Consider the following 12,604-nt stretch of genomic DNA (forward strand, 5'->3'; position numbering starts at 1 on the left):
TCGCTGGTCTCCATCGAGTCCATCACCGACGGCGCGTCGTCACGGCGCAACCAGATGCTGGTCGACCTCGGGTCGGAGCTCAACCTCGGCGCCATCGACGGTGCCGCGGAAGCCGATTTGGCCGGTCTGAAGACGCAGGTGACCAAGCTGGCCCGGACGTACAAGCCTTTCGGCCCGGTGCTGTCCGACGCGATCAACGATCAGCTGCGCACCGTCTTCGGGCCGTCCGGCAAGCGTCCCGCCTACATCACCGAGCGGGTCAAGAAGACCTGGGAACTCGGCGACGGCTGGGCCAAGCATGTGACCGTCGAGGTCGCGCTGGGCACCCGAGAGGGATCCAGCGTGCGCGGCGGGGCGCTCGGCGGTCTGCACGACGGCGCGTTGGGGGACGCCGCCAGTGTCGACAAGGTGATCGACGCCGCGGTGTCCGCGGTGGGAGCGCGTCTCGGTGTGCCGGTGTCACTGCCGTCCGCCGGCGGTGCCGCGGGTGGCGTCGTGGACTCCGCTGCTCTGGGCGAGTTCGCCGAGCAGGTCACCGGACCTGACGGGGTGCTCGCCACGGCGGCGCGGGCGATCCTCGATCAGCTGGGACACGGTCCCGCGCTCGTCACCCCGGAGCCGTCCGCGGACGCCGAGCTCATCGACCTGGTCACCGCCGAACTCGGTTCGGACTGGCCCCGTCTGGTCGCCCCGGCGTTCGACAGCCGCAAGGCGGTGCTGTTCGACGACCGGTGGGCCAGTGCGCGTGAGGATCTGGCCAAGATCTGGTTGATGGCCGAAGACGACATCGAGGCCGATTGGGCTCACCTGTCGGAGCGCTTCGAAGGTGCCGGACACGTGGTCGGCACCCAGGCCACCTACTGGCAGGGCAAGGCGCTGGCCGCGGGACTGAACATCCACGCCTCGCTCTATGCCCGCGCCGCTGCCGGTGCGGAGAACCCGGGCAAGGGTCGCTACACCGAAGAGGTCGCCGTCGTGACGGGCGCCTCGAAGGGATCGATCGCGGCGTCGGTGGTGGCGCAACTGCTCGACGGTGGTGCGACCGTCATCGCGACGACGTCCAAACTCGACGACAGCAGGCTCGGGTTCTACCGCAGCCTCTACCGCGACCACGCCCGCTTCGGCGCGCAGTTGTGGGTGCTGCCGGCGAACATGGCCTCCTACAACGACATCGACGCGTTGGCGGAGTGGGTCGGGACCGAGCAGTCCGAGAGCCTCGGGCCGAAATCGATCCACCTCAAGGACGCTCTCACGCCGACACTGCTGTTCCCGTTCGCGGCACCGCGAGTGGGCGGCGATCTGTCCGACGCCGGGTCGCGCTCCGAGATGGAGATGAAGGTGCTGCTGTGGGCCGTGCAGCGGCTCATCGCCGGCCTGTCCCACATCGGCGCCGACCGCGACATCGCGGCACGCCTGCACGTGGTGCTGCCGGGCTCCCCGAACCGCGGCATGTTCGGCGGTGACGGCGCTTACGGCGAGTCGAAGTCCGCACTCGACGCCGTCGTGTCCCGGTGGAAGGCCGAGACCTCGTGGGCGCAGCGAGTCAGCCTGGCGCACGCGTTGATCGGCTGGACCCGCGGCACCGGCTTGATGGGCCACAACGACGTCATCGTCGACGGGGTCGAGGAAGCCGGCGTGACCACCTACTCCACCGAGCAGATGGCGAGCATGCTGCTGGCCCTGTGCGACGTCGAGACGAAGGTCGCGGCTGCGCGGGAACCCGTGCAGGCCGACCTGACCGGCGGACTGGCCGAGGTCGATCTGGATCTGTCCGCCCTGGCCGCCAAGGCCCGTGAGCAAGCGGTGGCAGGCCCGGCCGACGCCGATGCCGAGGAGGAGGCCGCGGATCATCTGATCGCGGCACTGCCCTCGCCGCCGCGGCCCGCCGTCGCGGCGCCGCCGCCGGAGTGGGACGACCTCGATGTCGACCCCGCCGATCTGGTGGTCATCGTCGGCGGTGCCGAACTCGGCCCGTACGGATCGTCGCGGACCCGCTTCGAGATGGAGGTCGACAACGAACTGTCGGCAGCCGGTGTTCTCGAGCTCGCCTGGACCACCGGTCTGATCAAGTGGGAGGACGATCCCAAACCAGGCTGGTACGACACCGAATCCGGTGACCTCGTCGAGGAGTCGGACCTGGTCGAGCGCTACCACGATGTGGTCGTCGAACGTGTCGGCATCCGTGAGTTCGTCGGTGACGCGGCGATCGATCCGGATCACTCGGCGCCGCTGCTGGTGTCGGTGTTCCTGGACAAGGACTTCTCCTTCGTGGTGTCGTCCGAGGCCGATGCGCGTGCGTTCGTCGAGTTCGATCCCGAGCACACGGTCATCAGCCCGGTGCCCGACAGCGCCGACTGGACAGTCATCCGCAAGGCGGGCACCGAGATTCGGGTGCCACGCAAGACCAAGCTGTCCCGCACGGTCGGCGCGCAGATCCCGACCGGCTTCGACCCGCAGGTCTGGGGCATCACCCCGGACATGGCGAACTCGATCGACCGGGTGGCGTTGTGGAACCTCGTCGCGACCGTCGACGCGTTCCTCTCTGCCGGCTTCTCGCCGACAGAGCTGATGCGCTGGGTGCACCCCAGCCTGGTCGCCAGCACGCAGGGCACCGGCATGGGCGGGCTGACCTCGATGCAGACCATGTTCCACGGCAACCTGCTGGACAAGAACAAGCCGAACGACATCCTGCAGGAGACGCTGCCGAACGTTGTTGCCGCGCATGTGATCCAGAGTTACGTGGGCAGCTACGGATCGATGATCCACCCGGTCGGGGCGTGCGCCACCGCGGCGGTCTCGCTCGAGGAGGGTGTCGACAAGATCCGGCTCGGCAAGGCCGAACTCGTCGTCACCGGCGGTTATGACGACCTGACACTGGAAGCCGTCATCGGCTTCGGTGACATGGCCGCCACCGCCGACACCGAGGTGATGCGGGCGAAGGGCATCAGCGATTCGCGGTTCTCCCGCGCCAACGACCGTCGCCGGCTCGGCTTCGTCGAGGCGCAGGGCGGCGGCACGATCCTGCTGGCCCGGGGCGACCTGGCCGTCAGGATGGGCCTGCCGGTGCTGGCCGTCGTCGCCTACGCGCAGTCCTACGGCGACGGTGTGCACACCTCGATCCCCGCTCCGGGGCTCGGCGCTCTGGGCGCGGGTCGCGGTGGCAGGGAGTCGGTGCTGGCCAAATCGCTCAACAGGCTGGGAGTGGGAGCTGACGACATCGCCGTCATCTCCAAGCACGACACCTCCACGCTGGCCAACGATCCCAACGAGCAGGAGCTGCACGAGCGGCTGGCTGACTCGCTGGGTCGTTCGGACGGTGCCCCGCTGTTCATCGTCAGCCAGAAGAGCCTCACCGGGCACGCCAAGGGCGGCGCGGCGGTCTTCCAGATGATGGGTCTGTGCCAGATCCTGCGCGACGGCGTCATCCCGCCGAACCGCAGCCTGGACTGTGTCGACGAGGAACTCTCGACATCGGCGCACTTCGTGTGGCCGCGCGAGACGCTGCGGCTGGGGGACAAGTACCCGCTGAAGGCCGGTCTGGTGACCAGCCTGGGCTTCGGTCACGTCTCGGGCCTGGTCGCCCTGGTGCACCCGCAGGCCTTCATGGCCTCCCTGAGCGCCGAGCAGCGTGACGAGTACGCGGCTCGGGCGCTGGAACGGAGCCTGGCGGGGCAGCGCAGGCTGGCCTCGGCGATCGCCGGCGGAAAGCCGATGTACGAGCGGCCCGACGGACGCCGGTTCGACCACGACCATCCGGAGAAGGCGCAGGAGGCGGCCATGCTGCTCGACGCGGCATCGCGACTCGGCGTCGACGGCGAGTACTAGCGTCGACGAGTGAGATAGCGTGCTGCGGTGTGGGCATCGTCGGGATAGGCATCGATCTGGTCTCCATCCCCGAATTCGCGGAGCAGGTGGACCGGCCGGGCACGGTGTTCGCCGAGACGTTCACCCCCGGTGAGCGGCGCGACGCCGCCGACAAGAGTTCGTCGGCGGCGCGCCACCTCGCGGCGAGGTGGGCGGCCAAGGAGGCGGTGATCAAGGCCTGGTCGGGGTCGCGGTTCTCGAAACGACCGGTGCTGCCCGAGGGCATCCACCGTGACATCGAGGTGGTCACCGACATGTGGGGACGGCCCCGGGTGCGCCTCTCGGGTGCCATCGCCGAGCACCTCAAAGAGGTGACGATCCACCTGTCGCTGACCCATGAGGCCGACACCGCGGCCGCGGTCGCGGTGCTCGAGGAGCGCTAGCACTTGGTGTCAGTTGCACCGCGAGCGCGCGGGTCTGCACATCGACGCGCCGCCAATCGTGTGCATGCGCGCGCGGTCGCGGCCATCGAGAGCATCTAGCGTGTACGCCATGAGTGATCTGGTGGCCAGGGTGCGCGACGTACTGCCGTCGGTGCGTGCCGACCTCGAGGCGTTGGTGCGCATCGAATCCGTGTGGGCCGATCCCGCCCGCCGTCCCGAAGTGCAGCGCAGCGCCGAGGCGGTGTCGAAGCTGTTGTCGCAAGCCGGGTTCGACGACGTGCGGATCGTCGCTGAGGGAGGCGCCCCTGCCGTCATCGCCCGCCATCCCGCGCCGCCGGGAGCGCCCACGGTGCTGCTGTACGCCCACCACGATGTGCAGCCCGAAGGTGACCCCTCGCAGTGGGTGTCGCCGCCCTTCGAGCCGACCGAGCGCGACGGGCGGCTCTACGGGCGTGGCACCGCCGACGACAAGGCCGGCATCGCAACACATCTGGCGGCATTCCGCGCCCACGGCGGGGCGCCGCCGGTCGGTGTGACGGTGTTCGTCGAAGGGGAGGAGGAGTCCGGTTCACCGTCGCTGTCGCGCCTGCTGTCGGCGCACCGCGACCTGCTCGCCGCCGACGTCATCGTCATCGCGGACTCGGACAACTGGAGCACCGACGTGCCGTCCCTGACCGTGTCACTGCGCGGGTTGGCGGACTGTGTGGTCGAGGTCGCCACTCTCGACCACGGCCTGCATTCGGGGATGTGGGGCGGTGTCGTGCCCGACGCGCTCACGGTCCTGGTTCGTCTGCTGGCGAGTCTGCACAACAACGACGGCACCGTCGCGGTGGCCGGCCTTCACGAAGCAACCGCTTCAGACGTCGACTACACACCCGAGCGCGTGCGCCCCGACACCGGCCTGCTCGACGGGGTCAGCGAGATCGGTTCAGGCTCGGTGGCGCAACGGCTCTGGGCGAAGCCGGCGATCACCGTCATCGGCATCGACGCAACGCCGATCGCGCAATCGTCGAACACACTGATCCCGAAAGCCCGGGCCAAAGTCAGCATGCGCGTGGCACCCGGCGGCGACGCGGCCGAGCACCTCGCGGCATTGACCCGTCATCTCGAGCGACACGCCCCCTGGGGCGCCCGGGTGACGGTGACACCCGGTGACGTCGGCCAGCCGTATGCGATCGATGCCACCGGCCCGGTCTACGACGCCGCCCGACAAGCGTTTGCCGAAGCGTGGGGTCACGCTGCGGTCGACACTGGTGTCGGCGGGTCGATCCCGTTCATCGCGGAGTTCGCCGCGGCGTTTCCGGAAGCCAAGATCCTCGTGACCGGCGTCGAGGACCCGGACACCCAGGCGCACAGCGTCAACGAGAGCTTGCACCTGGGTGTGCTGGAGCGTGCCGCGACGGCCGAGGCCCTGCTGCTGCGCTCACTGGGTGGCTGAGGCCGGCTCAGACCGATAGGTCGCGTCGCAATTTGGCGACATGTCCGGTCGCGCGAATGTTGTACTGCGCCACCGCGATCTTGCCCTTCTCGTCCACGACGAACGTCGAGCGGATGACACCCTGCACAGTCTTGCCGTACATCGTCTTCTCGCCATAGGCGCCCCAGGCTTCGAGGACTTTGCGGTCTGGATCCGACAACAGCGGGAAGGTGAGTTCCTCCGCGTCGCGGAACTTGGCAAGCTTCGCCGGCTTGTCGGGGGAGATGCCGACGACGTCGAGGCCCGCGGCGTTCAGCTCGCCGAGGTTGTCCCGGAAGTCGCAGGCCTCTTTGGTGCAACCGGGCGTCGATGCGGCCGGGTAGAAGTACACGACGACTTTCCTGCCCTTGTAATCGGAGAGCTTCACGGTGTTTCCGTCGGCGTCGGGGAGGCTGAACGCAGGCGCTTTGTCGCCAGCCTCGAGTCTGGGGGTCTGTGGCATCGGCACGGTTCCTCTGGTCGATCTGTCGACCGGGCGCTGCGGTGCGCGCCGGCTGATCTAGGGTAGTGCGGCAAGCGCGTAAGCAATGGAGGCAGATGTGGCGGATCGGGATCCCGACACCATCAAGCAGGAGATCGATCAGGCGCGCGATCAACTGGCTTTGACGGTCGACTCCCTCGCGACCAGGGCCAATCCTCGCCGGGTCGCCGACGATCTCAAAGCCGGGGTGGTGCGTTTCGTCAAGCAACCACCGGTGGCCATCTCGCTGGCCGGGGTGGGCGCGCTATTGATCGTGCTGACGGTACGCCGCATCCGGCAACCCTGAGAGCGCCGATCAGCGCCGACGGCCTGACCGGAACCAGTCGCTGAAGGAGAATCCCGGCGGATTGGCCACGCGACCCAGGCGGTTGCAGGAGTGCACGATCACGGGGCGTTGTGTAGCTACGCTCAAAGCGATGTCGACGCGGTCGGCACCGGATGCCAGCGGTTCGCCCAGGCTTGACATCAGCTAATTCCTCGATTCGTACTCTGCGCCCTGTGCCCGAGGGGCGTGGCGCTTGTCAGCTAACAGCACCCTAGCACCGATTTGCACATTCACCCAGCGCAACGGCAACCAAATTCACGATCCTGGCAATCGTCGTACCCGTCAGCGATGGCACAAACTCCCTGGTGACAGGTACTTGCCTGTGAGTTCTAGCACAGCTGGAGCAAGGGTGGCGCAAATCCGACAAAATTATGCATGACCGTAAATTGGCTAAAGTTCTACACCTGCCGAGATGCGTGGCTGCGGTCTCTTTCGGGGCGACGCCGCGGGCGACCCGGATTCCGGGTTCCTCTACGCTGGCGCTGTTCCATGACGAGCAAAGGAGATGCACCATGGCGTGGTTTCTCGCCCTGCAAGGCCCGGCGCAGCCCAGTCACCAGTCATCGGTGTACGAACTCCAGGATTCGACCGACGTCGACCAACTCGCCGCGGAGCTCGTCAGCGCGGTGACGCTGGACCGGGTGGTGCCGATTCCGGCCATGCTGCCGCAGAACACCCGCAAGCGGCAGAAGGTCACCCTCTACGTACGTCCTGCGGCGTGGGGGATGTGGACCTTCTATGAGCTTTCCGAAGAGGATCGCCGCCAGCTGATGAAGGGCAACCCCCTGATGAGCGCGATCCAGCAGCATCAGCGGGAGCACGCCGCGCAGGGTGGTGGCGCGGCGGCGGCGAACCCGCTACTGGGTCAGACCGGCCCCGGTGCCCGCTGACGCCCACCGCTCGCTTACGAAATATCTAGACACTGTAAATTCCCTTCACGTCACGTCCTGATAACGGAGAAGGGGGTGTGTCGTGATCCGTCCCCTCGTGTTGTCGGTCGGCTGCCTGCTCGCCGGCGCGCTCATGACGCCGTCGGCATCGGCTGAGCCGGGTGTCGAACCCGTCGTCGCAGAAGCCGCCGCCGCGGTCCCCGGTGCGCCGGAAGCGGCGATTCCGGTCCCCGACGGTGCGGTGGTGTCTCCGCCGCCGGTCACGACCACGAGCCCTGATGGCTGGACGCTGACCATGGGTGCCAGGGACGAAACCCAGCGGCACATCCCGCCGTTGACCACGGCGCTGTCCACACGCGAGTACGAGGTCGGCGGTACCTACACCGGATCCATGACCGGCCCGGCCGAGGACGAACCGCCGCGCGGTGTGCTCGAGGTCGGCTATCAGATCGGCTGCGGCATCGACATGAGCACGTCCAACGGCGTGTCACTGACCGGAACGGCGGGGATCACCCCGTCGATCGGAATCCTCGGGGTCGACACCATCGGGCCATTCCCGGATGGCATCCTCCCCGGCGTCGCCGGGAATCTGGGCGGCGGCATCACGATCGGACTCAAGCCCGGGATCATCAATATCGTGCCGATCACCGAGAAGGAGTTCACCGGCGCCGAGCCCTGGGTCATGGTCGACGGATTCCGGATCAAGATCGATGGCTGTGTCGGTGAGTCCTTCATCCGTTCGTACGCGGTCCTGACCCGCTCGACCGACGTCTCCGACGCGATCCTGGCGTATTACGGGGAGACGACGAAGGTCTGAAGCGTCGAACGCCGGATTGTTTGCCAGAGAAAACAGCTGTCGCCCAAAGGCGTTCTGGCGGCAGATATCCGGTGATTCGTCGACTTCTGGGTGACGGCCGGGGATATCTTCTCTGTGTCTCGTCTGCCCCCAGGGGGAACCATGAGTGCTGCCTGTTATATCGGTCGTGTCGGTGGACTCGCAGTGGCGATCGGTATAGGCACCGCCGTCCTCTCAGGGTATGGCGTCGCCTCTGCGGAGGCCCCGTCCGGATCCGAGTCGAACCGGTCCTCACAGGGCTCCGCCGACACCGACGACTCGTCGGGTCCGGCGAACACCCGGAAGGGCTCGGTGCGCGAGGCGTCGGAAGGAGCAGCGTCGGACGCGGACAGTGCCGACGAAGCGCAGGGTGATGACGACACCGACGACGCCGATGCCCCTGACGCCGTCGACTCCGTCGACGTCGATGACGGTGACGATGACGGTGACGATGATGACGCCGATGACGATGACCCTGGCGACGCCCAGGACGGCGACGACGAAGCGGCCGGGGAGCAGCAGCTGGACGAAGAGCCCGAGGTCATCGGCGACGCAGACGACTCGCGGGCGACGCGGGTAGAGAACGTCACGGGCGAATCCGCGGCCGAGAAACGCACCCTCAGCGAACCCGATGTCGATCCCGCGGTGGCCGAGGAACCAACCACAGATCAGACCCAGGCCCAGGCATGGCTGGCCAGCCCGGAGGTGAAGGCGGGTCGGATGCCGACCGATTCGACTCCTACTGCAGGGGCGGCCGCACCGGTGGCCGTCGCCGCGCCGGTGTCCAGTTCGGTTCAGAGTCTGGTGATCGGGGGGCTGAACCCGTTCGCGAGCGATGGACCGGCCGTGCCACCGCTGACCTCGCCGCTGGAGTGGGCGATGGCGGCGGCCGCACGACGAGACCAGCTCTTGTCCAGCGGCCCCATCGCGGTCGATCCGACCTTCGACTTCACCAACGGCGTGATCTACGGCGACGTCGGCGCCACCGACGCGCGCGGCAGGCCGTTGATCTACACGCTCGTCGACGGGCCGGATCAGGGTGGGAAGGTGACTCTCAACGCCGACGGCACCTTCTCGTTCCTACCGGACCTGTCCGTAGTGGAATCCCGCGGGACCGAGCAGTTCACCGTGATGGTCAGCCAGAAGACCGCGCTGGTGGCGCTGCTGGAGCTGGTGCCGATACTCGGCGATTTTGTCCAACCCATCGTGCTGGGCCTGCAGCAGGTGCCGATCCTCGGCGCCCTTCTGCAGCCGATCATCGGCTACCGGGTGTTCGCCGAGCTCGACGTCAACGTCGGCGAATTGGTACCCGTCGGCGCCCCGGTCGCGTTCACCACGATGGTGACCTCCTTCGACGGCACGCAGATCAGCACCAACTTCTTCCCGGCGTCCGGGCTGGGGGCGGGAGAGACCGCGACGACCGTGCTGAACGGACCGGGGCTGGGAAGCGCCGGCAACATCGACCCGGCCTCCGAGACGATCGTGTTCGGACTGGTGCCCGGTCTGGTGCCGCTGCGAGATGCCGGCTTCAACGTCGTGACCTGGGACCCCCGCGGCGAATTCGCATCCGGCGGGGTGCTGCAGCTGGACAATCCGTTCTTCGAGGGCCGCGATGTCCAGCACCTCATCGACTGGGTCGCCAACCGCCCGGAGACGCAACTCGACGCACCCGGGGATCCGACGATGGGCATGGTCGGCGGTTCGTACGGCGGCGGCATACAGCTGGTGACCGCGGGAATCGACGACCGCATCGAAGCCATCGTCCCCGTCATCGCCTGGAACTCACTGATCGAGGCCCTCTATCCCACAGCGGCTTTCAAATCCGGATGGGGCACCCTGCTGGCACTGGATCTGCTGGAGGCGGGCGCCCGGATCAACTCCCAGATCTATCCGGCCGTCATCCTCGGTGACCTGTTGGGGATCATCACCGAGACCCAGCAGGCCATCCTGGCCAGCAGCGGCCCGACCGTGCTGGTGAGTAACATCACGGCGCCGACGCTGATCATCCAGGGCACCGCCGACGGATTGTTCACGCTGGCGCAGTCGGTCACCAACGCGCTGCTGCTCGATGCCAACGGCGTTCCAGTGGAGATGATCTGGGCCTGCGGCGGTCACGGGATCTGCCTGGATCCGTTGAACCCCCTGCAGGAACCGCTGCTGATGAACTCGACGCTGGCCTGGCTGGACAAGTACGTCAACGGAAACGAACTGGTTCCGACCGGGCCGCGGTTCGAGTGGTTCGACCAGAACGGCGACTATCACTTCTCGGACTCGCTGCCCTCCGACCCGGCCTTCTACGGTGAGCCTCTGGTCACCGAGGGTGTCGGCGGCTTCCTGCCCATCATCCCGCTGCTCGGAGGTTCCGGGCCGCAGACGCAGTCGCCCACGCCGGCGATTCTGTCGCCGGCCGTCGCCTCGGACGCCTGGCTGGCGCTGAATGTCGAGATCACAGGCCCCGACAGCACCGCTGAGATCGTCGGCGCCCCCGAACTGACGTTCAGCTACTCGGGACTGGGCACCAGTCGCCACATCTACGCTCAACTCGTCGACGAGGACTCCGGTCTGGTCCTCGGCAACCTGGTCACGCCGATACCGGTGACACTCGACGGACGCACCCACACGGTGACCATCGCGATGGAACAGATCGCCTACACCATGGAGCCTGGGGACAGGCTCACCCTGCAACTGGTGGGTTCGGCCACGCCGTACTTCAACCTCTTCCAGGTGGGATTCATCAACGTCGACGGCATCAACATCGTGCTGCCGACCGTCGCCGGTGCGACGCTGGGCGCCCTGGACGAGCCTGTGGCGGATGCGGTGGCGGCCTGATCGGACAGCCGCTGAGCCCCTTGTGGTGCGCCGTCAGGGTTTCGAACCCCGGACCCGCTGATTAAGAGTCAGCTGCTCTACCAACTGAGCTAACGGCGCGCGTGTGAGACAATAACAGGCCGTCGGCACTGGAAGAAATCACCACGTCCGGGCGGTTCCGGGGATCGACGTCGCTGTCGCACTCCCAGTCCGAATTGACCGTAGACTGAGCGGCAACGCGTTGCGTGTTCGAGCAAATCTTTATGTGAGGTGGAGCGGAGTATGTCGCAGGTCAACACGGGGACCCGTGGACGGCGGAGTCGAGGCTGGTTGGTGGCCGCTGCGCTGGTTCCGGCGATTGCGCTGGCCCTGACCGCATGCGGCGGAGGTTCTGAACCGCCCCAGCCGCAGGTGATCACCGACAAGGGCACTCCCTTCGGTGATCTGCTGGTGCCGAAGCTGACCTCGTCGGTCCAGGACGGTGCGGTGGGTGTGAGTGTCGACTCGCCCGTGGCCGTCAGCGCCGAGTTCGGCGTCCTGGGCTCGGTGTCGATGGTCAACGAGGACGGCCAGGCCGTCGAGGGTGAGTTGTCCGAGGACGGGCTGACGTGGGAGACCGCGGAGCCGCTCGGGTACAACAAGCGGTACACGTTGACCGCGCAGTCCCTCGGTCTCGGCGGCGCGACCAGCCAGCAGATGACGTTCGAGACGCACTCGCCCGAGAACCTGACCATGCCGTACCTGCTGCCCAACGACGGCGAGGTCGTCGGTGTGGGTCAGCCGGTGGCCGTCCGGTTCGACGAGAACATCCCGAACCGGATCGCTGCCGAGCGTGCGATCACCGTCAAGACCAACCCCCCCGTCGACGGCGCCTTCTACTGGCTGAGCAATCGCGAAGTGCGTTGGCGCCCAGCGGAGTACTGGAAGCCGGGCACCACTGTGGATGTCGCCGTGAACACCTACGGCGTGGACCTCGGCGACGGCCTGTTCGGTCAGGACAACGTCTCCACCCGCTTCACCATCGGCGACGCGGTGATCACCACCGTCGACGACAGCACCAAGACGCTGACAGTGCGCCGCAACGGCGAGGTCATCAAGAGCATGCCGGTGTCGATGGGCAAGAACAGCACCCCGACCAACAACGGTGTCTACATCGTCGGCGACCGCCTGTCCGAGATGGTGATGGATTCGTCCACCTACGGGGTTCCGGTCAACTCGCCCAACGGGTACCGAACCGAGGTCGACTGGGCCACCCAGATCTCCTACAGCGGCATCTATGTGCACGCCGCGCCGTGGTCGGTGGGCAGTCAGGGCTACAGCAATGTCAGCCACGGCTGCATCAACGTGAGCACCAGCAACGGCCAGTGGTTCTACAACAACTCCAAGCGGGGTGACGTGGTCGAGATCGTCAACACCGTCGGATCGACGCTGCCCGGCACCGATGGCCTGGGCGACTGGAACGTCCCCTGGGATCAGTGGGAAGCGGGCAACGCCAACATCTGACGTGGCCTGATGAACGCAGAAGCGCCGCCTACCTGAGT

Annotated in this window: 9 protein-coding genes and 1 tRNA gene; 8 read left to right on the forward strand and 2 right to left on the reverse strand. The window is 67.2% G+C overall.

What is annotated here, in order from left to right:
* The 3 genes from WA965_RS20680 to WA965_RS20690 form a co-directional block, all read left to right on the forward strand.
* Positions 1–3,825, forward strand: a 3,825-nt coding sequence (locus WA965_RS20680; protein WP_526448021.1) for a beta-ketoacyl synthase N-terminal-like domain-containing protein, incomplete at its 5' end; no start/stop codon positions are given.
* A 29-nt stretch (positions 3,826–3,854) separates the two neighbouring features.
* On the forward strand, positions 3,855–4,247 hold the full coding sequence (gene acpS / locus WA965_RS20685) for a holo-ACP synthase AcpS (RefSeq protein ID WP_178357014.1): 393 nt from the start codon (positions 3,855–3,857) through the stop codon (positions 4,245–4,247).
* Positions 4,248–4,311: 64 nt separating this feature from the next.
* Positions 4,312–5,685: a dipeptidase gene (locus WA965_RS20690; RefSeq protein WP_526448022.1), complete on the forward strand. Its 1,374-nt coding sequence runs from the start codon at positions 4,312–4,314 to the stop codon at positions 5,683–5,685.
* 7 nt (positions 5,686–5,692) lie between these two features.
* On the opposite strand, the gene bcp is transcribed toward WA965_RS20690, so the two are convergent.
* Positions 5,693–6,166 carry a thioredoxin-dependent thiol peroxidase gene (bcp, locus tag WA965_RS20695; protein WP_526302599.1) on the reverse strand — a complete coding sequence of 158 codons (474 nt, stop codon included), beginning with the start codon at positions 6,164–6,166 and terminating at the stop codon, positions 5,693–5,695.
* Between the two features lie 97 nt (positions 6,167–6,263).
* On the opposite strand from bcp, the gene WA965_RS20700 reads away from it, so the two are divergent.
* The 4 genes from WA965_RS20700 to WA965_RS20715 all read left to right on the forward strand — a co-directional run bounded on the left by WA965_RS20700 (position 6,264) and on the right by WA965_RS20715 (position 11,084).
* Complete coding sequence (locus tag WA965_RS20700; protein WP_526302601.1) at positions 6,264–6,491, forward strand: DUF3618 domain-containing protein; 228 nt, start codon at positions 6,264–6,266, stop codon at positions 6,489–6,491.
* Positions 6,492–7,042: 551 nt separating this feature from the next.
* On the forward strand, positions 7,043–7,420 hold the full coding sequence (locus tag WA965_RS20705) for a hypothetical protein (protein ID WP_526302603.1): 378 nt from the start codon (positions 7,043–7,045) through the stop codon (positions 7,418–7,420).
* 133 nt (positions 7,421–7,553) lie between these two features.
* The gene (locus tag WA965_RS20710) at positions 7,554–8,237 is read left to right on the forward strand and encodes an MspA family porin (protein WP_526302609.1); all 684 of its coding nucleotides are present in this window, start codon (positions 7,554–7,556) and stop codon (positions 8,235–8,237) included.
* 183 nt (positions 8,238–8,420) lie between these two features.
* Positions 8,421–11,084: a S15 peptidase family protein gene (locus WA965_RS20715; RefSeq protein ID WP_526302605.1), complete on the forward strand. Its 2,664-nt coding sequence runs from the start codon at positions 8,421–8,423 to the stop codon at positions 11,082–11,084.
* A gap of 23 nt (positions 11,085–11,107) precedes the next feature.
* On the opposite strand, the gene WA965_RS20720 is transcribed toward WA965_RS20715, so the two are convergent.
* Positions 11,108–11,183: transfer RNA gene (locus WA965_RS20720), tRNA-Lys, on the reverse strand.
* 162 nt (positions 11,184–11,345) lie between these two features.
* Here WA965_RS20720 and WA965_RS20725 point away from each other — a divergent pair.
* The gene (locus WA965_RS20725) at positions 11,346–12,566 is read left to right on the forward strand and encodes an Ig-like domain-containing protein (RefSeq protein WP_526302607.1); all 1,221 of its coding nucleotides are present in this window, start codon (positions 11,346–11,348) and stop codon (positions 12,564–12,566) included.
* The last annotated feature ends 38 nt before the right edge of the window (positions 12,567–12,604 follow it).

The organism is Mycobacterium sp., from assembly GCF_049683935.1.
GTDB lineage: Bacteria > Actinomycetota > Actinomycetes > Mycobacteriales > Mycobacteriaceae > Mycobacterium.

Coding starts and splice junctions, on each gene's coding strand:
- WA965_RS20725 (WP_526302607.1), top strand. CDS start 11,346: ATGTCGCAGGTCAACACGGGGACCCGTGGACGGCGGAGTCGAGGCTGG.
- WA965_RS20710 (WP_526302609.1), top strand. CDS start 7,554: ATGACGCCGTCGGCATCGGCTGAGCCGGGTGTCGAACCCGTCGTCGCA.
- WA965_RS20690 (WP_526448022.1), top strand. CDS start 4,312: ATGCGCGCGCGGTCGCGGCCATCGAGAGCATCTAGCGTGTACGCCATG.
- WA965_RS20705 (WP_526302603.1), top strand. CDS start 7,043: ATGGCGTGGTTTCTCGCCCTGCAAGGCCCGGCGCAGCCCAGTCACCAG.
- bcp (WP_526302599.1), bottom strand. CDS start 6,166: ATGCCACAGACCCCCAGACTCGAGGCTGGCGACAAAGCGCCTGCGTTC.